Source organism: Dactylosporangium sp. NPDC050588 (assembly GCF_040654975.1).
Classification (GTDB): Bacteria; Actinomycetota; Actinomycetes; order Mycobacteriales; family Micromonosporaceae; genus Dactylosporangium; species Dactylosporangium maewongense.
In genome coordinates, this window is record NZ_JBFAJA010000096.1 from 1 (window position 1) to 22,688 (window position 22,688).

Sequence of the window (22,688 nt, forward strand, 5' to 3'; positions counted from 1 at the left end):
CGGGACGATGTAGTCGAGCCACTCCCGCTGCACCCACAGCCGCGTGTCGGCGTAGATCTCGTCGTAGGACTGCAGCCCGCGGTCGGGGCAGGCCGGCGCCGGAGCGCAGCGGAGGTGACGGCATGACCTCACTGATCCTGCAGCGGGTCCGCACGCCCCGCTGGGTCGGTTGGGCGCTCGTGCTGGTCGGAGCGCTGGTGGCGCTCTGGCTGCCCAACGGGCTCTATCCGGCGGTCGCGGTGGACATGCTGTGCTGGGCGCTCTTCGCCGTCGCGATCGATCTGCTGCTGGGGTACGGCGGGCTGCTGTCCTTCGGGCACGCGGCCTTCTGGGGGACCTCGGCGTACACCGCCGGGATCATCGCGGCGCGGGCGGGCGTGCCCTTCCCCGTCGCCGTGCTCGGCGGCGCCCTCGCCGCGGCCGCCCTCGCGGTGCCGATCGGCTACCTCGCCGTGAAGCGCTCCGGGATCTACTTCGCGATGGTGACTCTGGCCTTCGCGCAGATGGTGTACTTCGTGGCCAACGAGTGGTCGTCGGTGACCGGCGGCGAGAACGGGCTGCAGAGCGTGCCGCGGGAGCTGTTCGGGCTCGACCTGTCGGACCCGTACTACTTCTACTACGCGGCGCTGCCCCTCGCCGTGCTCGGGCTGCTGCTCGCGTGGCGGATCGTGCACTCGCCGTTCGGCCGGGTGCTGGTCGCGATCCGGGACAACCCGGCCCGGGCCCGCGCGCTCGGCTACCCGGCCCACCGGTACAAGCTCCTCGTCTTCGTCCTGTCGGCGTTCGTCGCCGGGCTCGGCGGCGGGCTCTTCGCGGTCGCGCACGGCTTCGTCTCCCTCGACGTCGTGCACTGGACGACCTCGGGCAAGGGCGTGGTGCTCGTCGTGCTCGGCGGCATCGGCACGCTGTGGGGCGGGGTGGTCGGCGCGGCCCTGGTCGTGAACCTGGAGGACCAGCTGTCGCAGGCGGGCTTCACGCTGATCGGCCTGGTCACCGGGGGCATCTTCGTGCTCGTCGTGCTGCTCTTCCGGCGCGGCCTGTGGGGATCCGCCGTGGCACTGGTCCGCCGTTTTGTTCCCTAGTGTGATCGCCCGCACATTCTGATACGAGACGGTTCCGTATCGCTTCGCCTTGCCCTAGCTTGGTGGAGGATACGGAACTGTTCCGTATCGTATCGCGCGTTCGCTCACTGGGGGCTTGAACCACATGGACGCAGCCACACCCAACACCGGACATCCCCGCCGCTGGGCCATCCTCGGCGTGCTCGTCATCAGCCTGCTCGTCGTCGTGCTGGACAACACCGTCCTCAACGTCGCCATGCGCACGATCGCCGACCCCGTGCACGGCCTGGGCGCGACCCAGAGCGAGCTGGAGTGGTCGATCAACTCCTACACCCTGGTCTTCGCCGGCCTGCTCTTCACCGCCGGCATCCTCGCCGACCGGCTCGGCCGGCGGATCACGCTCACCGTCGGGCTCGTGCTCTTCGGCATCGCGTCGCTCGTCTCCGCCTACGCGGACTCGCCCGCCCAGCTGATCTGGGCCCGCGCCCTCATGGGCCTCGGCGCCGCGGCGGTCATGCCCTCGACCCTCTCGATCATCGCCAACGTCTTCGACCCGCGTGAGCGGGCCAAGGCGATCGGCGTCTGGGCCGGCGCCGTCGGCCTCGGCGTCGCGATCGGCCCGATCGTCGGCGGCCTGCTGCTCGAGCACTTCTGGTGGGGCTCGGTCTTCCTGATCAACGTCCCGATCGTCGTCGTCGGCGTGATCCTCGTCAGCGTCCTCATCCCCGAGTCTCGGGACCCGCGCCCCGGGCGCATCGACATCGTCGGCGTGGTCCTGTCCATCATCGGCCTGACGCTGCTCACGTACGGTGTGATCGAAGGCGGCGAGTCCGGCTTCGGCGAGCTCAAGTCCTGGGGCACCCTGGCCGCCTCGGCCGCCGTCCTCGCCGCGTTCGTGCTCTACGAGCGGAGCATCGAGTTCCCGTCGCTGGACGTGAAGCTCTTCGCCAACCGCCAGTTCTCCGCCTCCACCGCGATGATCGGCCTGGTCTTCTTCGCCGCGATGGGCGCCATGTTCACCAGCGCCTTCTACCTGCAGCTGGTGCGCGGCTACGGCCCGCTCGCCTCCGGCGCGCTCTTCGTGCCCTTCGCGCTCGGCCAGCTCGTCTTCGCCCCGCGCAGCGCAGCGATGGTCAAGCGCTTCGGCCCCAAGGCGGTCAGCACCACCGGCCTGCTCCTCGTCTCGCTCGGCCTGGCCGGCTGGATCTTCATCGGTGCCTCGACGCCGATCTGGGTCGTCGGTGCCCTGTTCTTCATCATGGGCGTCGGCATGGCCAACGTGATGCCGCCCGCCACCGAGGCCATCATGGCCGCGTTGCCCCGGGAGAAGGCCGGCGTCGGATCGGCCGTCAGCAACACCATCCGCCAGGTCGGCGGTGCCCTCGGCGTGGCCGCTCTCGGCGCGGTCATCAGCTCCTACTACCGCAGCGGTGTCGAGTCCTCCACGACCGGCCTGCCGGCCGCGGCGAAGCACGTGGCCGACGAGTCGATCTCCGGTGCGTACGGTGTCGCGCCGCACGTCGGGCCCGCGGGGCCGGCGCTGATCCAGCACGCCAACGACGCCTTCATCACCGCGATGCACTACTCGGCGATCGGCTCCGCGATCTTCGCGGTCCTCGGTGCGGCCGTCGCGTTCGCCTTCCTGCCCGGCAAGCGCCCGGCCTCGGCCCCCGCGCCCACGACCGCGGAAGGCCTCGCCGAGGAGCAGGGTGTCGAGCTGGTGGACGTGTGATGTCCTTTGAGCCGGCCGTTGATGGCTTCCGTGTGAGAACTCGGTAACAATGGAAGCCATGACGACGGCGAGCGTGGATGCGGTGGCCGACCAGGACCGCAAGGGTCCCGGCCGGCCCCGCAGCGCCCGCGCGGACGAGGCCATCATCGAGGCGGTCCTGGACCTGCTCAGCGCGGGCCAGAGCGCCGACGCGCTGTCCATCGAGGCGGTCGCGGCGAAGGCGGGCGTGGGCAAGGCGACGATCTACCGCCGCTGGCCCAACAAGGAAGCTCTCCTCATCGACGCCGTCACCACGATGAAGGGCCCCGTCCCGGAGCCCGCGGGCGTGTCGGTCCGCGACGACCTGGTCGCCCTGATCGCTGGCATGCGCACCAAGCGCATGCACCACTACGGCAAGGTCACCGCCTGCCTGCTGCCCGAGCTCGTCAAGGGCGAGGAGATGCACAAGGTCTACCAGGCCGGCGTCGTCGAGCCCCGTCGCGACGTGATGCGGGGCGTCCTGCGCCGCGGCATCGAGAGCGGCGAGCTGCGCGCCGACCTGGACGTGGAGCTGACGCTGCTCATGCTGTCGGGTCCGGCGATCGCGCAGAACATGCTGCGCTGGAACCCCGCCGTGCCCGACGAGGGCTTCGCCGAGCACCTGGTCGACGCCATTCTCCGCGGCGCCCGCCCCTGACCGTTTTCCACCCAGCCTTTTTCAAGTAGCGGATCCGGTCGCCGTGGCAGCCGGATCCGCTGCTCGATCACGGCTCCCGGCGCACGCCGGCACTTCCCGGCGTCGACCTCGTCTGCGACCGTCGGCTGCCGCTGGACGCGCCGTCGAGGCTGCCGGATCGCCGCTTGGCCTGCCTCGCGCCTCGGCGCGGGCAGTGCGTCGCGAAGCGGCGCATTGGGGCTGCGGGTGAGCATCCCCGCCGGGCCCCGCCGCGGCAGCGGTGGGGGGAGTTACAGCCCTCAGCGGAGGCGGTGGAGGCGGAGGGCCAGCTGGACCTCCAGGGCGCGCTCCGGCTTCTGCCAGTCGGCGCCCAGGAGCTGGCCGATGCGTTCGAGGCGCTGGGTCACGGTGTTGACGTGGACGTGGAGCAGCTCGGCGGCGCGGGCCAGGCTGCCGCCGACGCCGAAGTACGCCTCCAGCGTCTTGACCAGCGCGGTGCCCCGGCGGACGTCGTAGTCGACGACGGGGCCGATGGTGGAGCCCAGGAAGGCTTCGACGTCGCGGTCGCGGCCGTCGGGGGCGGAGCCCAGCAGGAGGCCGACGAAGCCCAGCTCGGCGGTGCTGGCACCGGCGCCGGCGCGGCCCAGGGCGGCGAGGGCGATGACGCAGCGGTCGGCGTCGCGGTAGGCGGCGGCGATGCCCGCGGGGCCGGTCGCCGGGCCGCCGGCGCCGGCGGTGACGGGGCGGCCGAGGACCTTACCGAGGTCGCGGGCGACGGTGCGGGCGAGAGGGCCGGCCGCCTCGCCGGGCAGGAGGAGGACCACGTGGCCGTCGCGGGCGGCGGCGAGGCCGCCGCGGGTCTGCGCGTAGGTCTGTGCCCAGGACATGGCGCGCTGGCGGGCCGTGTTCATGGGGCCGCCGGCGAGCGCGTCCTCGCCGACGGCGACGACGACGTTGGGGGCGTCCAGGTCGACGCCGAGGCGCTTGGCGCGGGTGCGCAGGGAGTCGGCGTCGCGGACGGGGCGGGTGATGACGTCGTCCAGGAGCTCGCCGCGGACGCGGCCCTCGGCCTCTGCGACGGTGCGGCGGAAGAGCAGCAGGAGCGCGGTGACGACGGCGGCGCGCTCCAGGATGCGCTGGTCGGCGTCGACGAGGGGGCGGTCGGGCCGCAGGACGAGCGCGCCGAGGTTCTCCGCGCCGGCCACGACTGCCGCGAGCCACAGCGGTCCCCGCCGGACGCTGCGCCCCTCGGTGCGGGAGGCGGCGAGGGCTTCGGCGATGGCGCTGGCGTCAGGGGCGTCGAGCTCGCCGACGCTGGCCTGGTGTCGGCCGTCGGCGTCCAGGACGAGCAGCGCACCGCCCAGCACCTCGGTGACGACCTCGGCGATGTCCTCGACGCCGGCGCCCCGCAGCACGAGGGCCGTCATGCGGTCGTGGGCGGCGGCGGCCCGCTCGACGGAGTCGCTGTGGGCGCGGATCGTGCCGTTGGCGGCCGACAGCTCCTCGAGGGCGGCCTGGGTCTCGCCGAGGAGGCGGGCGGTGTCGATGGCGACGGCGGCGTTCGCGGCGAGGGAGACGAGCAGCGACACCTCTTCGCGGGCGAACGGGCGGGCGGAGCGGTTCGCGGCGTACAGGACGCCGATGATGCGGGAGCCGAGCCGCAGCGGCACGCCCAGGATCGCGACGAGCCCCTCCTCGCCGACGCCGGCGTCGATGTCTCCGGTGTGCCGGAAGCGGGCGTCCTCGGGGTAGTTGGCCGTCACGTACGGGCTGCCGGTCTGCGCCACGAGGCCGCCGAGGCCCGCGCCCATCGGCAGGCGCAGGGCCTGGAACTTCGCGGAGATGGAGCCGTCGGTGACCCGCATGTAGGTGTCGCCGTGCTGTTCGTCGTTGAGCGTCATGTACGCCACGTCGGCGCCGAGCAGGGTCCGGGCGCGATGGACGATGGCGGCGAGGACGGCGTCGACGTCACGGAGCCCGGCGAGGTCGCTGGCGGTGTCGAAGAGGCCGGAGAGCTCCTCCTCGCGGCGCCGCCGGCGCTCCAGGAGGGCCCGGACGCGCAGGGCGACGACCTTGGCCTGCTCCAGCTCGGCGAGGCGGTCGGGTGGGAGGCCCGCGTTGCGGGCGGCGACGAGCGGGCCCTCGAACTCGACCGCTGCGGCCTCCCGCGCGAGCAGCTCCAGGTACTCCAGCATCGTCACACCCCCATTGTGCTAGTGGGCGGTCCAGCCGCCGTCGATGGCGACGGACGTGCCGGTGATGAACCCCGCGGCGTCGGAGCAGAGGTACGCGACGAGCTCGGCGACCTCCGAGGGCTCGATGAGCCGCTTGATCGCCGCGCTGGTGAGCATGATCTTCTCGACGACCTCGGTCTCGTCGATGCCGTGCGTGGCGGCCTGGGCGGCGATCTGGCCCTCGACGAGCGGGGTGCGCACGTAGGACGGGTTGATGCAGTTGCTCGTGACGCCGTGCGGGGCGCCTTCGAGCGCGACCGTCTTGGACAGGCCTTCGAGGGCGTGCTTGGCCGTCACGTACGCGGCCTTGAACGGCGAGGAGCGCAGCCCGTGGACGGAGGAGATGTTGACGACCCGCCCCCAGCCGGTGCGGTACATGTGGGGCAGGACCCGGCGGGTGAGGCGGAACGGCGCCTCGACCATGACGGCCTGGATGTAGGCGAACCGCTCCGGCGGGAAGTCCTCCAGCGGCGCCACGTGCTGCAGGCCGGCGTTGTTGACCAGCACGTCGACGTCCCAGTGCTCGGCCAGGAGCGACTCGGCCTCGTCCAGGTCGGACAGGTCCGCGGTCACCGGCGTGAGACCGAGGTCGGCGAGCGGCTTGATGCCGTCCGCGTCGCGGTCGACGGCGACCACCTTCGCGCCGGCCGCGGCGAGGCGCACGGCGACGCCCCGGCCGATGCCGCTGCCCGCGCCGGTCACCAGTGCGGTCCGGCCGCGCAGGTCCAGGGCGACCACCTGGTGCGGCGAAACGGGATGTGGCGTCGTCATGGCGGGAAACGTACGAGCCTTCGCGCGTGCGTCCCATGGGGTCCGCCCACATACCTTCGGGGCACTCGGTGTGTGTGTCCTGTCGCCGGTACGAGCGGTGGGTGGGCTAGTGTGTCGAACACACGTTTGAGGGGGGTGCCGGTGCGGGTGCTGGGGGTCGACCCGGGGCTGACCCGCTGCGGGGTCGGCGTGGTCGAGGGCGTGCCGGGGCGGCCGTGCAAGCTGGTGCACTACGAGGTGGTCACCAGCGACCCGGACACCGACCTGGCGCACCGGCTGCTGAACCTCGACGAGCGGCTGACCGCGCTGGTCGCCGAGCACCGGCCCGAGTCCGTCGCCGTGGAGCGGGTGTTCAGCCAGCACAACGTGCGCACCGTCATGGGCACGGCGCAGGCGGGCGCGGTCGCGATCCTCGTCGCCGCGCGGGCCGGGCTGCCGGTGCAGACCTACACGCCGAGCGAGGTCAAGGCCGCGGTGAGCGGCAACGGGTCGGCGGACAAGGCACAGGTCACCGCGATGGTGACCCGGCTGCTGCGGCTGACGGCCGCGCCCCGGCCCGCCGACGCCGCCGACGCCCTGGCTCTGGCAATCTGTCATGTCTGGAGGGGCGGCACCAAGGACCGCATCCAGGCGGCGCTGAGGAGAGCACGATGATCGCGAGTGTGCGGGGGCGGGTCGCCGCCGTGTCGCCGGACGGGGCCGTGATCGAGGTCGGCGGGGTGGGCCTGGCCGTGCTGTGCTCGCCGCACACCATCGCGGACCTCCGCGTCGGTGACGAGGCCCGGCTGGCGACGTCGCTGGTCGTGCGGGAGGACTCCCTGACCCTGTACGGCTTCGCCGACGACGACGCCAAGCAGCTGTTCGAGCTGCTGCAGACCGCGTCCGGGGTGGGGCCGCGCCTGGCGCAGGCGGTCCTCGCGGTGCACACCCCCGAGGTGGTGCGCCGGGCCATCGCCGGCAACGACACGTCGACGCTGACCCGGGTGCCGGGCATCGGCAAGAAGGGCGCGGAGCGGCTCGTGCTGGAGCTGCGCGACAAGATCGGCGCGCTGCCCGGCGACGGTGCGGCGCTGGTCGGGGTCGGCGCGGGCGCGGCGTGGGCCGAGCAGGTCCGCCAGGCGCTCGTCGGGCTCGGCTGGACCGCCGGCCAGGCCGACCAGGCCGTCGCCGCCGTGGCCGAGCAGCTCGACGGCGGCACCGTCCCGCCGGTGCCGGTGCTGCTGAAGCAGGCGATCCGCATGCTGGGCACCATCCGGTGACCGATCCCCTCGTCAGCGCGTACTCCTCGCCGGAGGACCGGGCCGCCGAGCAGAGCGTGCGCCCGAAGCGGCTCGCGGAGCTGATCGGCCAGCACCGGGTCCGCGAGCAGCTGGACCTGCTGCTGCAGAGCGCGCTGCGGCGTGGCAGCCCGCCGGACCACATCCTGCTGTCCGGCCCGCCCGGCCTGGGCAAGACCACCCTCGCCATGATCGTCGCCGCCGAGCTGTCGGCCGGCCTGCGGATGACCAGCGGCCCGGCGATCGAGCGCGCCGGCGACCTCGCCGCGGTGCTGACCAGCCTGTCCGAGGGTGACGTGCTGTTCATCGACGAGATCCACCGGATCGCGAAGCCCGCCGAGGAGCTGCTGTACAGCGCCATGGAGGACTTCCGCGTCGACGTCGTGGTCGGCAAGGGGCCGGGCGCGACCGCGATCCCGCTCGACGTCGAGCCCTTCACGCTGGTCGGCGCGACGACCCGCAGCGGTCTGCTCACCGGCCCGATGCGGGACCGCTTCGGCTTCGTCGGCCAGCTGGAGTTCTACGACCCGGACGAGCTGGAGCTCATCATCGCCCGGTCGGCGCGGATCCTGGACGTGCCGATCACCGACGAGGGCTCGGTCGAGATCGGCCGGCGGTCGCGCGGCACGCCCCGCATCGCCAACCGGCTGCTGCGCCGCGTCCGCGACTACGCGGAGGTGCGGGGGACCGGCGTGGTCGACCTCGCCGCGGCCAAGGCGGCCCTGGCCGTGTACGACGTCGACGAGCTCGGCCTGGACCGCCTGGACCGCGCGGTGCTGCACGCGCTGATCCGGCAGGGCGGGGGACCGGTCGGGCTGTCCACGATCGCCGTGGCCGTTGGTGAGCAACCCGACACCGTCGAAGAGGTCTGTGAACCTTTCCTGCTACGGACGGGCCTGCTCGCGCGTACTCCGCGTGGGCGAGTGGCGACGCCGAGTGCATGGCGCCATCTCGGGCTCCCGGTTCCCGCTGGTACCGTCGGTGGCGGGAGCCACGCAGGGGGAACATCGCCACAATTGCCCGATCTTTTCAGCTTGGAGCCGTAGCGTCCCTAGCTGTCGTGATCGGACCGTGATAGACGCCGGTCTGCGTGTCTTGCGACACACCGACTAGACTCGCCGCGGTCCGCCGCGCGGACTTCATACTTCGCTCGGTCCACCCAGGCAACTGGGTTCCGAGCCGACCGGAAGGCATGATCGTGCTGTTCGCCGAGGCGCAGGGTTCAGGGGGCAGCGGCTTTCCCAGTCTGCTGCTGATCGTCGGGGCCTTCGTCCTGCTCTACTTCATGATGATCCGCCCGCAGCAGCGCCGCCGCCGGGAAGTGCAGAACATGCAGTCCTCGATGGGGGTCGGCGACGAGATCGTCACGGTTGGTGGCCTGTATGGCACGATTCGTGAGATCGACGACGAGACTGTCCTGCTGGAGATCGCGCCCGGCGTCACCGCCAGATACGCCAAGGCCGCGATCGGCAAGGTGAACCAGAAGGCCGCCGCCGTCGACGAGGACGTGACCGAGGCCGAGACCGAGGAGGCCGACGAGCCGGCACCGGGCTCGACGCCGAAGTCGATCGACTGAGCGATCGGCTGAGCTACCGCCACCACCACGACGAACAAGCACGCCGCGCACCCCGCCGGCGTTAGTGCAGGGAGACCCGACAGCCGTGGCACAACCTCAGGCACCGATGCACCCGGGCCGTCAGCTCGGTGTGCTCGGCACCATCTTCGTTCTGCTCGCCATCTGGGTGTGGTTCGGCGGTGACGGCGGCTGGCGCAACCGGCTTGAGCCTAACCTCGGCCTCGACCTCATCGGCGGGACCACGGTCACGCTGCAGGCGAAGACCGACAACGGCAAGCCGCCCACGAAGCAGCAGATGGCGACGGCCAAGGACATCATCGACAGCCGGGTCAACGGCCTCGGTGTCTCCGAGGCCGAGGTTGTCGTCGAGGGCGACACCAACATCGTCGTCTCCCTGCCCGGCAAGAGCGACGACCGGTTGAAGCAGATCGGCCAGACCGCCGAGCTGCGCTTCCGCAAGGTGCTCGGCTCGACGCAGGACGTCGGCGGCGCAGACCCGTCGGCGTCGGCCTCGGCGTCGCCCTCCACCTCGCCCTCCACGTCGGCGGCTCCTTCGGGGACCCCGTCGGCGTCCGGGTCGGCCAGCGCCAAGCCGTCGGGCTCGGCGTCCGCGCCGTCCTCCGCGCCGGCGACCTCCGCCCCCGCGTCGGACCCGGCCTCGGCGCCGGCCTCGTCCGCGCCCCCGGTGGCGGCGGACGTCGCCCAGCAGCGCGCGGCGGTGCAGAAGAAGCTCGGCGAGTCCGTCTGGGCCGCCGCCATGGCCGAGACCGCGCCGGTCGACCTGTCCGCCGACCCGGCGAAGGCTCAGCTCTACGCGCCGTTCAAGACCCTGACCCCCGAAGAGGTCGCGGTCCTGCCGCCGGCGATGCAGTACAACATCCCGACCGTCACCTGCGCCCAGCTCGACAAGCGCCCGGTCGGCTCGATCCGCGACGAGAAGCAGCCCGCGGTCGCCTGCCAGCCCGGCGTCAAGTACAACCTCGACGTCGCCAAGGTGCTCGGCACCGACGTGGACAACGCCGACTCCTCCATCGACTCGACCAACGGCAAGTGGATCGTCACGATCTCCTTCACCGGCGGCGGCCAGAACCGGTGGACCGAGCTGACCCGCGAGGCGTACAACAACGGCACCGACAGCAAGCAGGTCGCGGTCGTGCTCGACAACCAGGTCGTCTCGGCGCCGGTCATCGAGAGCGTCATCCCCGGCGACGCGCGGATCACCGGCCAGTTCACCAAGCGTGACACCGAACTGCTGGCCAACCAGCTGCAGTACGGCGCGCTCCCGCTGTCGTTCACCCCGCAGGACGCGCAGAGCATCTCCGCCACCCTGGGCAGCTCGCACCTGGAGGCGGGCGTCCTCGCCGCCGGCATCGGCCTCGGCCTGGTCGTGCTCTACTCGTTCTTCTACTACCGGCTGCTCGGCCTGGTCATCACGCTCAGCCTCGTGCTGTCCGGCGCGATGGTCTACATGGCGCTGATCATCCTGGGCCGCACGATGGGCTTCACCCTGACGCTCGCCGGGTTCGCCGGCTTCATCGTGTCACTGGGTGTCGCCGCCGACTCGTTCGTCATCTACTTCGAACGGTTGAAGGACGAGATCCGGGAGGGTCGCAGCCCACGCAGCGCCGTCCCGCGCGCCTGGACCCGGGCCCGCCGCACGATCATCTCGGCCAACGCGATCACCCTGCTCGCCGCCGCGGTGCTGTACTTCTTCTCGATCGGCTCGGTCCGCGGCTTCGCGTTCGCCCTGGGCGTCGCGACCATCCTCGACCTCGTCGTCGTGTTCCTGTTCCGCCATCCGATCATGACGATGTTCGCGCGCAGCAAGGCGTTCTTGTCGCCGCGGGTCTCCGGCCTCGGCCGGATCGTCGAGCAGCGTCCGAGCACTGGTGTGGCGTCCTCCGCCCCCCGTCGTAACCGCCCGAAGGAGGTCTGACGATGAGCGGCAAAGGTGGCATCGCAGCCCGGCTCTACCGTGGTGAAGCCAACGTCAACGTCGTCGGTCGCCGGCGCCTCTGGTTCACCGTCGCCGGCATCGCCCTGCTGATCGCGATCGCCAGCATGGTGTTCCGGGGCTTCACGCTCGGCATCGAGTTCGAGGGTGGCAACCAGTACAACGTCCCGGTCAGCGTCGGCACGCTCGACGAGGTCGAGAAGGCGTTCGGCGACGCCGGCGTCGAGGTCAAGACGGGCCAGACGGTCGGTGACACGCAGTACGTCATCAAGACCGAGCTGATCAACGACGCGGCCCGGCAGACCGAGATCAAGGACAAGGTCGCCGACCACTTCAACATCGACGCGACCCAGATCAGCGACAGCGCCGTCAGCACCTCGTGGGGTGACCAGGTCACCGACAAGGCCCTGGTGAGCCTCGTGATCTTCCTGGCGCTGGTGACGGCCTACCTGGTCTTCCGCTTCGAGTGGCGGATGGCCGTGGCGGCGCTCGGCTCGCTGCTGCTCGACCTCGTCCTCACCGGCGGCGTCTACTCGCTCGTCGGCTTCGAGGTCACCCCGTCGACGGTCATCGGCTTCCTCACCATTCTCGGTTTCGCGCTGTACGACGTCGTCGTGGTGTTCGACAAGGTGCAGGAGAACACCCGCGGCATCACGGGCAACAACAACAGCACCTACAGCGAGGCCGCCAACCTGGCGGTGAACCAGACGCTGATGCGCTCCATCAACACCGGTCTGGTCGCGCTGCTGCCGGTCGGCGGCCTGCTCTTCATCGGTGCCGGCCTCCTCGGCGCGGGCACCCTGAAGGACCTCGGCCTGGTGCTGTTCATCGGTATGGGCGTCGCCGTCTACTCGTCGATCTTCTTCGCCACGCCGGTCCTGGCGGAGCTGAAGGTCCGCGAGCCGCGGCTGCAGGCGCACGAGTCCCGCGTGGCGAACCGCCGGGCGGCGCTCGCCAAGCAGGCCACCCAGGCGCCCGTCGTCGACAGCGACGGCGTGCCGCTGACCAAGTCCGGGGAGCGTTCCGAGCTCGCCGGCGCGGCACCCCGCCCGGGCAGCCGGCCGCAGGCCAGGCGGCCTCGGGCCGGCGGACGGCCCGGCGCCTCCGGGCGTCGCTGAACCCTCAATTGATCACCGGCACGGGCGTCGCTTCGCAGCGGCGCCCGTTCCGCTGTTACCGGAGGTGTACCTCAAGTTGGAGATCTCGGAGCTGGTCGCGAGCAAGGTCGTCGACGTGCCCGACTTTCCCAAGCCCGGCATCCTGTTCAAGGACCTGATGCCGCTCTTCTCCGACGGCCCGGCGTTCGCCGCCGTCATCGACGCGATCATCGCCGAGCACGGCTCGGACAGCTTCGACGTGGTGGCCGGGATCGAGGCGCGGGGCTTCGTGATCGCCGCGGCCATCGCGTACGCCACGGGCAAGGGCGTCGTGCCGGTGCGCAAGGCCGGCAAGCTGCCCCGCGCCACCGTCTCGGCCAGCTACGCCCTCGAGTACGGCGAGGCGACCCTCGAGGTCCACGAGGACGCCTTCGTCGCCGGTGAGCGCGTCCTGGTGGTCGACGACGTGCTGGCGACCGGCGGTACGGCCGCCGCCACCCTCAGCCTCGTCGAACGCGCCGGCGGGACCATCAGCGGCTTCAGCGTGCTGCTGGAGCTCGCGTTCCTCGACGGGCGGTCCCGGATCGCGCCGCGTCCGGTTCATGCCCTGCTGACCGTGTCCTGACCCTATTTCTGGCCTGGGAATGTCGGTGGGTGCGGGTACGCTTGCGGTCCATACGTTGACGGCGATGAGGAGTGGCCGGTGACCGGCGACATCGCATCCCCGAAGGGGGGTACGGTCAAGCGGATGGGCGCTGCGTCGACACCGGAGGCGGTCCACGTGCCAGACGATCAGCAACACGCACCGCAGGGCACCGAGCCCGAGACGGCCGAGGCCGGCGGTGTGGTGCTGCAGTTCCCGACCCCCGACGGCGCCGTCGTGCACAACCGGCGCTCGACCGACCCGGGCTACACCGGTCCGCAGCCCCCGGCGCCCGCCGGCGGGCCGCCGGTGCGCCGGGTGGCGGACGACCCGCCGGGCGAGGACACCGAGGACCTGACCGAGGCGGCCGGCTCGATGACGGGCGCGGCCCTGGGCCTGGTCGGCGCCGCGCCGACCGGCCGGCGGGTCCGCGCGCGGCTCGCCCGGTTCAACGCGCCGTGGCAGAGCCCGTCGGTCAGCGAGGTGCTCGAGCCGCTGATCGCCCAGCACAAGGCCAGCCACCCGAAGGCCGACGTGCGGCTGCTGCAGCGCGCGTATGACATGGCCGAGCACTTCCACAAGGGGCAGTACCGCAAGTCCGGCGACCCCTACATCACCCACCCGCTCGCCGTCGCCACGATCCTCGCCGACCTGGGCATGGACACCACCACCCTGGTCGCGGCGCTGCTGCACGACACGATCGAGGACACCGAGTACACGATCGAGCGCATCCAGCACGACTTCGGCGGCGAGGTCACGCTGCTCGTCGACGGCGTCACCAAGCTCGACAAGGTCAAGCTCGGCGACGCGGCCAAGGCCGAGACGATCCGCAAGATGGTCGTCGCCATGGCCAAGGACCCGCGGGTGCTGGTCATCAAGCTCGCCGACCGGCTGCACAACATGCGCACCCTGACCTTCCTGCCCCGCCCCAAGCAGGAGCAGAAGGCCAAGGAGACCCTGGAGATCCTGGCGCCGCTCGCGCACCGCCTCGGCATGAACACGATCAAGTGGGAGCTGGAGGACCTCGCGTTCCGCACGCTCTTCCCGAAGCGGTTCGACGAGATCAGCCGGCTCATCGCCGAGCACACCCCGCAGCGCGATTCGCTGCTGCGCACGGTCACGCAGAAGGTCGCCGCCGACCTCAAGCAGGCGAAGATCAAGTCCGAGGTCACCGGCCGGCCGAAGCACCTGTACTCCGTCTACCAGAAGATGATCGTCCGCGGCCGCGACTTCGGCGACATCTACGACCTCGTCGGCGTGCGCATCCTCGTCGACACGGTCCGGGACTGCTATGCGGCCCTCGGTGTCATCCACGCGAACTGGCAGCCCGTCCCGGGCCGGTTCAAGGACTACATCGCGATGCCGAAGTTCAACATGTACCAGTCGCTGCACACGACCGTGATCGGCCCCACCGGCAAGCCGGTGGAGCTGCAGATCCGCAGCTACGCGATGCACCGCACCGCCGAGTACGGCATCGCCGCGCACTGGCGCTACAAGGAGTCCAAGAGCGCGACGATCGCCGGCCCGCCCGCCCACATCGACGAGATGACGTGGCTGCGGCAGCTGCTGGACTGGCAGCGGGAGGCGAGCGACCCGTCGGAGTTCCTCGACGCGCTGCGCTTCGACCTCTCCAGCCAGGAGGTCTACGTCTTCACGCCCAAGGGCGACGTGATCGCGCTGACCGCCGGCTCCACCCCGGTCGACTTCGCCTACGCCGTGCACACCGAGGTCGGCCACAAGTGCATCGGCGCCCGGGTCAACGGCAAGCTCGTCCCGTTGGAGAGCACCCTCTCCAACGGCGACGTCATCGAGATCTTCACGTCGAAGTCCGAGACCGCCGGCCCCACCCAGGACTGGCTCGGCTTCGTCAAGAGCCCCCGGGCCCGCACCAAGATCCGGCAGTACTTCAACAAGGAGCGCCGCGAGGAGGCGATCGAGGCCGGCAAGGAGGCGATCGTCAAGGCCATGCGCAAGCAGGGGCTGCCCCTGCAGCGCCTCCTGACCTCCGAATCGCTCATGACGATCGCCCGCGAGCTGCACCTCGCCGACGTCGCCGCCCTCTACGCCGCCGTCGGCGACGGCCAGGCCTCGGCCCAGTCGATCGTCCAGCGCCTCGTCGCCGGCTACGGTGGCGAGGAGGGCGCCGTCGAGGACATCGCGGAGACCGCCACCCCGACCCGCCCCGCCCGCACCCGCACCGCCGCCTCCGACCCCGGCGTCGAGGTCCTGGGCGTCGACGACGTCTGGATCAAGCTCGCCCGCTGCTGCACCCCGGTCCCCGGCGACGCCGTCTTCGGCTTCGTCACCCGCTCCGGCGGCGTCAGCGTCCACCGCGACGACTGCGCCAACGCGGCCGACCTCAAGGAGCAGCCCGAGCGCGTCCTCGAGGTCAACTGGAAGCCGACCAGCGCCTCCACCTTCCTGGTCGCCATCCAGGTCGAGGCTTTGGACCGCCACAAGCTCCTCGCCGACGTCACCCGCGTCCTCTCCGAGGAGCGCGTCAACATCCTCTCCGCCACCGTCACCACCACCCGCGACAGGGTGGCGATCAGCAGGTTCAGCTTCGAGATGGCCGACCCGAAGCACCTCAACCACCTGCTGGCCGCCGTCCGCCGCATCGACGGTGTCTACGACGCCTACCGGGTCACATCGGGCGCTTAACTCTTCCGGGCACTCCGTTCCTCCCGCGCACGGTCATACGCCCCGCGCGCGGGTCCTGCCTGCCCTGCGCCGCACGGCCGCCCCGACCCCGGCAAGCCGCTCCGCCTTCTGACCGCGCGCTGACGTCCCCCGAACCCATTCCGGGGTGCCTCAGACGCGCACCCACCGACGGCCAGCCGAGCCCACCCGGCGATATGTACCGGATTGCGAAGCAGGCGGCTGTATGGAAACGCCGACCCGACGACGACCGCGCCACCTTCATGATCGAAGGACAGCATTGGCCGCCCGGGCGACCACTGGACGACTTCGATCACAGAAGGCCGCGGCCCGATCGTCCCGTGGGGACCACGACAGCGGGGGAGGGCGTCTGCGACGTGCGTGTGTCGCGCTGGTTCTGAACAAACGGCGGCGGGTGCGGATTCAACCACCTGCTGGCCGCCGTCCACTGCTCCACGACGCTTACCGGGTCACGTCGGGCGCCCGGGTGCTCTGCCGCCGCATGGTGCGGACCACGACACCGACAACCCGCTCGACGGGGATCGGGCCGAGGCGGCGCGAGTCCATGCTGTCCGGCCTGGTGCCGAGCACGAGCACCGCGTCGGCGGGCACGACGGGCTGCGGGACCGCTACGCGCATGTCACCCGGCACCGGGTCGCCGGCCACCGCGACGACCCGCTTGACCATCGCAACGCCATCCGCCTTGAGCCGGAGCAGCGCGATGTCACCCGGCCGGCACCGGCGCGAGCGGCGGACCAGCACGACGTCGCCCTTGTTGAGGTCCGGCGCCATGCTGTCGCCGGTCACCGTCACCAGGAGCAGCCTGTTGCGGACGCGGCCGAGGATCGCCACCACAGCGATGACCATCGCGACGGCCGCCGCCGCGCCGAGCACGGCCGTCATCCCGATGCCACCCGCTCGTCCTGGTAGCGCCCGGCCTGCAGGCTGAACAGCCGGGCGTAGGCGCCGCCCGCCGACATGAGCTCGTCGTGGGTGCCGTGTTCGGCGATCCGGCCACCGTCGAGCACCACGATCTGATCGGCGTCGCGGATCGCGCCGAGCCGGTGCGAGACGAGCAGCGTGCTCCGGCCGGCCCGCAGCTGCCGCAACGTACGGTGCACGGCGTCCTCGGCATCGGGGTCGAGTCCGGAGCTCGGCTCGTCGAGGATCAGCAGCCCGGCGTCCTCGCGCAGGATCGCGCGGGCGATCGCCAGGCGCTGGAGCTGGCCACCGGAGAGCATCGTGCCGGCCTCATCCGAGGCGCCGAAGAAGTCGAAGCTGATCATCGTGCCGTAGCCGTGGGGCAGCCGCTCGATCGGGGCGGCGACACCGGCCTGTGCCGCGGCGCGCTCGACGGCGGCCCGGTCGCCGAGCCTGGCGAGGTCGCCGACGCCGATGTTCTCCGCGGCGGTCAGGTCGTAGGTGGTGAAGTCCTGGAAGACGGCCGAGATCCGGCGCCGCAGATCGGCGACCCGCAGGTCGCGCAGGTCCACGCCGTCCCAGGTGATCGTGCCCCGGGTCGGATCGTAGAGCCGGCACAGCAGCTTGGCCAGCGTGCTCTTGCCGGCGCCGTTGAGCCCGACCAATCCGAGCGAGCCGCCGGCCGGGATCGTGAGGTCGACGCCGCGCAGCACCCATGGGCCGTCCTCGCCGTAGCGGAACCAGACGTCGCGCAGCTCGATGCGGTCGCGCAGCGGGGCGGCGGTGGCGGCGCCGTCCGGCAGGTCGGCCGGGCCGGCCATGAAGTCGTGGTAGTGCCGCAGCAGCAGCGCAGCCTCCTCGACCCGGCCGAACTGCACGATGACGGTGCCGAAGGCACCCTGCAGCGCCGCGACGGCCGCGATGAACAGGCTGACGTCGCCCACGGTGAGCGTGCCGTGCACCGCCTGCACCACGACCACCGCCACGCCGACGCAGCTGACCAGGCCGTTGAGCAGCGTCAGGCCGCTCTGCAGCAGGGTGGCGCGGCGTTGGACGGCCTGTTCGGTGCCGGTGCTCCTGGTCAGCGCCGCCACCATGCGCTGGCGGAAGAAGTCGCCGAGGCCGAAGATCCGCAGTTCCTTGGCCGGCTGCGCCTCGGTCATCAGCGACCGGTAGTAGAACTGCAGCCGTTGCAGCGGCGACACCGCCTCGGCGACGGCGACCTGCTGGCGCACCAGCCGGCGCTGCGCCAGGTAGGCGGGCACGGCCGTGACCACCAGGATGAGCGCCATCGGCGGCCAGACGCCGAGCATCGCGGCGACGAAGCCGGTGAGCGCGGCGCCCTGGCGGGCCGTGTCGAGGGCGAACGCAGCGACGTCGTGGGGCGCGCTGTCGGCGGCCTGGCCGGCAAGGCGGAGGCGGTCGTGGTGGCCGGGGTCCTCGAAGTACCGCAGCCCCACGAGCTCGTCGAGCCGCCGTGCCAGCCGGTCCTGCACCGCGATCGTGACCCGGCGCCGGACCAGCGCGTTGACGTACATGCCGGCCTGGCTGAGCACAGCGATGGCGGTGGTGCACAGCGCGGCGCCGATCGCCGGCCACAGCACGGCGGCGGTGCTCGTCCCGCCGGCGGCCAGCCGGTCGATGAACACCTTGCTCAGCCACGCCGCGACGGGGGCCGCCGCACCGCCGGCCACGGCGAGGGTGACCAGCAGGGCGTAGCCGCCGGGCGCGGCGCGCAGTCCGAGCAGCAGGGCCGCGCCCGCGGCCCGCCACCTGCCCCGATGGTCGGCGGCGGGTGGCGGGCCGGCCGCGAAGAACTGCACCGTCATGCCGACTGGGCGAACTGGTAGTCCTTGTCCAGGTGCTCCAGCGCGATGCCGCCCCGCGCGATGACGCCGCCGGTGACACGGATGACGCGCGGGTAGCTGTCGATGCCGCCGAACGCGGCGGCCACGTCGCCGCCGATGGAGGCCATGGCGACCCGGGCTGCGGGGAGCCGGGCGGCGACCGCGTCGACGTCGGCCTCGACACCGAACACGAAGACCACCAGCGTGCCGAGGTCGTGCTGCCGGTGCTCCAGTTGCTCCAGGACCTGTTTGCACGTCTCGCAGTTCGCCGAGACGAACGCCACCACGCTGTCCGCGGCCACGTGCTCGGTCGTGACCACCACACCGTCTGGAGTGGTGGCCCGGAACGGGCCGATCGGGGAGCCCACGGCCACCAGCGAGACCGCGTGGTCGTCGCGCTGGTGACCGTGCCCCGCTCCGGCCGAGGTGCCCGGGCTGTCCCGCATGCGGCGGACGATCGCGAAGGTCAGGGTCAGGTTGAGCACGGAGATGACGAACGCCGTGATCGCGACGACGGTCAGGATCCAGGTCACGGTGTGACTCCAGTCAGCCTCGGTCGGTGGCGCCGGACCGCGCCGTCCCGAACAGGTAGGCGAGCTCCCGCCAGTGCGTCAGGGCGACCGCGCACAGCAGGCCGGCGCTGATCACGAGCCCGGCGGCCATCGCGGGAACGGGAGTGGCCGGTGCCGGATCGTGGGCGAGGAAGGTGCCGGCCGCGACGAGCACCAGCAGCCCGTTGCGCGTGAAGTGCCAGGCCTCGACCGGCCGGTCATCGGCGCCGAAGCACGCGCAGCGCACATCCTTGCCGCCCGCGCGGGCGGCGGCCAGCGCGGCCGTCACGACGACGAGGAACAGCGCGCACAGCACCAGTCCCGGCTGCGCGGTCTGCGGCAGGACGAGCAGGACGGCGAGCGCGGCCTCGGCCGCCAGCACGCCGGCCGGCAGCGCGGGGCGCAGCGCGCGCGGCACCCAGGTGAATGCCTCCAGCGAATTCCGGAATGCCTTTCGATAATCGCCGTCGGTGATTTTTCCGGCAACGGCCAGCGCCATGACAAATGCCAATAATGCGCGGCCCAGAAAATATGAGTAGGTCAAAAGAATGCACCTGTCCGAGAACGCGGCCGGACTGGGTCGAAACTCGGCCCGGCCGCTCCCTGGTAATTTCCCCGGCTATCGGCCGGGGAGTGCTGCGATCAGCAGGTGCCGATCTTCGGCCCGTAGGTGCAGCGGCTCCAGTTGACCTGGCAGCCGCAGTCGCAGGTGTAGTACTGCACGCACGTCACAGTGCTCCACACGCCGCTGCGGCAGGCGTATCCGTTGAAGTTGGCGCACGGACCGGCGCAGTCGATGCAGGCGCCGGCCTCTTCTTTGCGCAGCAGCGATCCCAACATCTTGTCGCCGACGCGCGCCAGTACTCTCGTCATTTGGCCTCCCGTGATGCGCGGTGAATAGGACTTAGACGCTGATCACCGTCGATGAACTGTAACCATCCCGCATCAGTGAGCCAAGGCATTGGCGAATGGCGAAGTATTCACTGCGCCGCAGGGGCAAAAAATGCGCGGCCCGGCTGTCGCCGGGCCGCGCACGATGGTGTGCCTCGAGTGGGATCAGGGGGTTGCCGGGCTCATCGTCAGCGCCTTGATCTTCACCTCGGTCTTTGGGGCGCCGTCGCCGGAGGCGGCTGCGGCGGGGTCGCCGGAGGCGGCGGGGTCGGGTAGGGTGCCGGCCTCGGCGACCTTCTTGATCAGGTCGAGGCCCTCGGTGACGCGGCCGAGCACCGTGTAGTTCGCCTGCAGGGACTCGATGTCCTTGTAAACGATGAAGAACTGGCTGCCGGAGCTGGACGGGTTCTCGGTCTTCGCGATGGCGACCATGCCCTCGGTGTACGCGGGGCGGCGGCCGGTCGGCAGGTTCTCCTCCGCGTAGCGGTACGTCGGGCCGCCGAGGCTGGTGCCGGACGGGTCGCCGCACTGCAGGACGTAGATGCTCTGCGTCACCAGACGGTGGCACTTGGTGTCGTCGAAGAACTTCTTGCTGGCCAGGTACGTGAAGCTGGCGGCCGCGCACGGAGCGTTGGCGGTGTCGACCTTGATCTTGATCGTGCCGACGCTGGTGTCCATGGTCATGGTCTGCGAACCGGTGCGCGGCTCGCCGGAGGTGGGCGGGGTGCCCACGTCCTTGACCTCCTTGGGGATCTCGGGCGCGGGCGACGCCGACGGGTCGACCAGGGGCAGCCAGGTGCAGCTGGTCGGGGTCGCCGAGGCGGACCCCGAGGCGGCCGCCTCGGGGCTCGCCTTGTCGTCGCCCTTGGTCAGCACGACCACCAGCCACGCCACACCGAGCAGGACCACCAACCCGCCGGCCGCAGCGGCGATCGTCGTGTTCCTGCGCCGTCGGCCGGCTGAGCGCTCTGCGCGGTCTGCCATCTCCCGCTCCAGCCGCGCACGCGCTGCGGCGCGCTGGCGGTCCCGGTTGGAGGTCACGGTTGGTACTCCTTGCTCAGCAGGGATTGGGATGGAGTTACGACTTGCTGGAAGCGCTGGCCGACGGCGTCGCGGGGGCGGACGACGCGGGCGTCGAGGCGGGGACCGACGTGGCGGGCGTCGGGTCCTCCTGCGGCGCGACGTCGGTGACCGTCAGTGAGCTGATCTTGGCCTCGGTCTTCGGCTTGCCGTCGTTGGCCGGCTCGGAGCCGCCCTCGCCGATCTTGGTGAGGACGTCCATGCCGCCGACGATCGTGCCGAAGACGGTGTAGTTCGGCGGCAGCTTGATGTCCTTGAACACCAGGAAGAACTGGCTGCCGTTGGTGTCGACGCCCGAGTTGGCCATGGCGACCGTGCCGGCCGGGTACAGGACGTTGGTGTCCGCCGGGGCCGACGGGTCCGCCGCGGAAGCAGACGGCGCGGGGGCCGGCGGCGGGTTGTTCTCGTCCGGGAAGCGGTACGCGGGGCCGCCGCTGCCGGTCGCCGACGGGTCGCCGCACTGCAGCAGCGAGTCGTTGAGCATCCGGTGGCAGGTGGTGTTGTCGAAGAACTTCTTGCCCGCGAGGTACGTGAAACTCTCCACGGTGCAGGGCGCCTTGCTCGGGTCGAGCTTGGTGGTCACGGTGCCCTGGCCGAGCGCGATCGTCATCGTCTTGACGCCGTTCTTGACGATGTCGTTGGTCCGCGGCTTGCCCACGTCGGTCACGCCGTTGCCGGCGTCGATCGGGGTCCAGGCGCACTCGGAAGCGCGGATCGGTTCGGGGTCGAAGCCTCCGGTCTTCCAGATCACGGCAAGGACCAGCAGGGTCAGTGCCACCGCCCCGCCGATGCCGGCCTGCCATTGCCGACGACGCCGTGCCGCTGCCGCCCGACGGGCGATCTGCCGCTCGGTCTTCGCCCGCGCCAAGGCGCGTTGCCGGCTCTTACTGGAAGCCACCTGTGCTCCCCTCCAGGAAAATACGTTTGGGTCCCACGTCACACGCCCGCCAGAGTGTACGGGTAGAAACCGGAATGGTGGTCGCCGCCCGGTCACGGTTCGCTGTGCCTGACCTCCGGATAGGGTCTGAGGGGTTGTCGCGCGGAAATCGACAGGGAGGAGCGCCGTGCTCGTCGCCGGCTTTCCCGCCGAAGCGTTCGGGACCAACTGCTACGTGGTCGCCCCGGCGCCAGGTGAGCAGTGCGTGGTCATCGACCCCGGGATCGGGGTCGTCGACCGGCTCGACGCCGTGCTCGCCGAGCACCGGCTGCAGCCGGCCGCGGTCCTGCTGACCCACGGCCACCTGGACCACACGTTCTCCGTCACGCCGGTCTGCGGCGCACGCGGGATCACGGCCTACATCCACCCGGACGACGGCGAGATGCTCGCCGACCCGACGAAGGGGCTCAGCACCGACCTGACGGCGCTGTTCGGCGGCCGACTGACCTGGACGGAGCCCGAGGACGTCGCACCCCTGGAGGACGGCCTGGTCCTCAAGATAGCCGGGCTGGAGCTGATCGTCGACCACGCGCCGGGCCACACGCGCGGGTCGGTGATGTTCCGCAGCGCCGAGGAGATCTTCACCGGCGACGTGCTGTTCAAGGGCTCCATCGGCCGCACCGACCTGCCCGGCGGCAGCATGACGCAGATGATGGCGAGCCTGCGCGACAAGGTGCTCACGCTCTCCGACGACCTCGTCGTCCTGCCCGGGCACGGGCCCGGCACCACGATCGGCCGGGAGCGCAAGGGCAACCCGTACCTTCGCGAGGCGACGACACAGAACCCCAACCGAGGCTGGTAGA

At 71.3% G+C, this 22,688-nt stretch carries 21 protein-coding genes; 12 read left to right on the forward strand and 9 right to left on the reverse strand.

Annotation, left to right across the window (positions count from 1 at the left end; all coding sequences use genetic code 11):
- Positions 1-122: 122 nt before the first annotated feature.
- From AB0I21_RS47055 to AB0I21_RS47065, 3 genes are all read left to right on the forward strand, one after another.
- Entirely contained in the window at positions 123-1,082 is a 960-nt protein-coding gene (locus AB0I21_RS47055; RefSeq protein ID WP_360570919.1) for a branched-chain amino acid ABC transporter permease, read from the forward strand.
- 124 nt (positions 1,083-1,206) lie between these two features.
- Positions 1,207-2,793 (forward strand): MFS transporter, encoded by a 1,587-nt coding sequence (locus tag AB0I21_RS47060; protein WP_360570921.1) that lies wholly within the window; start codon positions 1,207-1,209, stop codon positions 2,791-2,793.
- A gap of 58 nt (positions 2,794-2,851) precedes the next feature.
- Positions 2,852-3,469: a TetR/AcrR family transcriptional regulator gene (locus tag AB0I21_RS47065; RefSeq protein ID WP_344503536.1), complete on the forward strand. Its 618-nt coding sequence runs from the start codon at positions 2,852-2,854 to the stop codon at positions 3,467-3,469.
- Between the two features lie 278 nt (positions 3,470-3,747).
- Here the strand turns inward: AB0I21_RS47065 and AB0I21_RS47070 are convergent, their stop codons facing one another.
- Positions 3,748-5,643, reverse strand: a complete 1,896-nt coding sequence (locus AB0I21_RS47070; RefSeq protein ID WP_360570980.1) for a helix-turn-helix domain-containing protein — start codon at positions 5,641-5,643, stop codon at positions 3,748-3,750.
- Positions 5,644-5,661: 18 nt separating this feature from the next.
- Positions 5,662-6,453, reverse strand: coding sequence for a 3-hydroxybutyrate dehydrogenase (locus AB0I21_RS47075; protein ID WP_344503538.1), 792 nt, complete (start codon positions 6,451-6,453; stop codon positions 5,662-5,664).
- A 141-nt stretch (positions 6,454-6,594) separates the two neighbouring features.
- On the opposite strand from AB0I21_RS47075, the gene ruvC reads away from it, so the two are divergent.
- From ruvC to AB0I21_RS47115, 8 genes are all read left to right on the forward strand, one after another.
- On the forward strand, positions 6,595-7,107 hold the full coding sequence (ruvC, locus tag AB0I21_RS47080) for a crossover junction endodeoxyribonuclease RuvC (protein ID WP_360570923.1): 513 nt from the start codon (positions 6,595-6,597) through the stop codon (positions 7,105-7,107).
- Positions 7,104-7,712, forward strand: a complete 609-nt coding sequence (ruvA, locus tag AB0I21_RS47085; protein WP_344503540.1) for a Holliday junction branch migration protein RuvA — start codon at positions 7,104-7,106, stop codon at positions 7,710-7,712. The genes ruvC and ruvA overlap by 4 nt, the downstream gene beginning before the upstream one ends.
- Positions 7,709-8,776 (forward strand): Holliday junction branch migration DNA helicase RuvB, encoded by a 1,068-nt coding sequence (gene ruvB, locus AB0I21_RS47090; protein WP_360570925.1) that lies wholly within the window; start codon positions 7,709-7,711, stop codon positions 8,774-8,776. Before ruvA ends, ruvB begins: the two co-directional genes overlap by 4 nt.
- 152 nt (positions 8,777-8,928) lie before the next feature.
- Positions 8,929-9,306: a preprotein translocase subunit YajC gene (gene yajC / locus AB0I21_RS47095; protein ID WP_360570982.1), complete on the forward strand. Its 378-nt coding sequence runs from the start codon at positions 8,929-8,931 to the stop codon at positions 9,304-9,306.
- An 85-nt stretch (positions 9,307-9,391) separates the two neighbouring features.
- On the forward strand, positions 9,392-11,242 hold the full coding sequence (gene secD, locus AB0I21_RS47100; RefSeq protein ID WP_360570927.1) for a protein translocase subunit SecD: 1,851 nt from the start codon (positions 9,392-9,394) through the stop codon (positions 11,240-11,242).
- A gap of 2 nt (positions 11,243-11,244) precedes the next feature.
- A complete protein-coding gene (gene secF / locus AB0I21_RS47105) occupies positions 11,245-12,378 on the forward strand; it encodes a protein translocase subunit SecF (RefSeq protein WP_360570929.1) in 1,134 nt (377 codons plus the stop codon).
- Between the two features lie 64 nt (positions 12,379-12,442).
- The gene (locus tag AB0I21_RS47110) at positions 12,443-12,982 is read left to right on the forward strand and encodes an adenine phosphoribosyltransferase (RefSeq protein ID WP_360570931.1); all 540 of its coding nucleotides are present in this window, start codon (positions 12,443-12,445) and stop codon (positions 12,980-12,982) included.
- Positions 12,983-13,105: 123 nt separating this feature from the next.
- Positions 13,106-15,661 (forward strand): bifunctional (p)ppGpp synthetase/guanosine-3',5'-bis(diphosphate) 3'-pyrophosphohydrolase, encoded by a 2,556-nt coding sequence (locus tag AB0I21_RS47115; RefSeq protein WP_354900682.1) that lies wholly within the window; start codon positions 13,106-13,108, stop codon positions 15,659-15,661.
- Positions 15,662-16,120: 459 nt separating this feature from the next.
- On the opposite strand, the gene AB0I21_RS47120 is transcribed toward AB0I21_RS47115, so the two are convergent.
- From AB0I21_RS47120 to AB0I21_RS47150, 7 genes are all read right to left on the reverse strand, one after another.
- On the reverse strand, positions 16,121-16,561 hold the full coding sequence (locus AB0I21_RS47120) for a S26 family signal peptidase (protein WP_360570934.1): 441 nt from the start codon (positions 16,559-16,561) through the stop codon (positions 16,121-16,123).
- Positions 16,558-18,408 (reverse strand): ABC transporter ATP-binding protein, encoded by a 1,851-nt coding sequence (locus tag AB0I21_RS47125; RefSeq protein ID WP_360570936.1) that lies wholly within the window; start codon positions 18,406-18,408, stop codon positions 16,558-16,560. Before AB0I21_RS47125 ends, AB0I21_RS47120 begins: the two co-directional genes overlap by 4 nt.
- Positions 18,405-18,959: a hypothetical protein gene (locus tag AB0I21_RS47130; protein WP_360570938.1), complete on the reverse strand. Its 555-nt coding sequence runs from the start codon at positions 18,957-18,959 to the stop codon at positions 18,405-18,407. The genes AB0I21_RS47125 and AB0I21_RS47130 overlap by 4 nt, the downstream gene beginning before the upstream one ends.
- 13 nt (positions 18,960-18,972) lie before the next feature.
- Entirely contained in the window at positions 18,973-19,521 is a 549-nt protein-coding gene (locus tag AB0I21_RS47135; protein WP_360570940.1) for a MauE/DoxX family redox-associated membrane protein, read from the reverse strand.
- 98 nt (positions 19,522-19,619) lie between these two features.
- Positions 19,620-19,850, reverse strand: a complete 231-nt coding sequence (locus AB0I21_RS47140; protein ID WP_360570942.1) for a hypothetical protein — start codon at positions 19,848-19,850, stop codon at positions 19,620-19,622.
- A gap of 183 nt (positions 19,851-20,033) precedes the next feature.
- Positions 20,034-20,852 (reverse strand): peptidylprolyl isomerase, encoded by an 819-nt coding sequence (locus AB0I21_RS47145; RefSeq protein ID WP_360570944.1) that lies wholly within the window; start codon positions 20,850-20,852, stop codon positions 20,034-20,036.
- Positions 20,853-20,946: 94 nt separating this feature from the next.
- Positions 20,947-21,846, reverse strand: coding sequence for a peptidylprolyl isomerase (locus AB0I21_RS47150; RefSeq protein WP_360570946.1), 900 nt, complete (start codon positions 21,844-21,846; stop codon positions 20,947-20,949).
- A gap of 166 nt (positions 21,847-22,012) precedes the next feature.
- Between AB0I21_RS47150 and AB0I21_RS47155 the strand changes: the two genes are divergently transcribed.
- Positions 22,013-22,687, forward strand: a complete 675-nt coding sequence (locus tag AB0I21_RS47155; RefSeq protein WP_360570948.1) for an MBL fold metallo-hydrolase — start codon at positions 22,013-22,015, stop codon at positions 22,685-22,687.
- Position 22,688 lies beyond the last annotated feature (1 nt).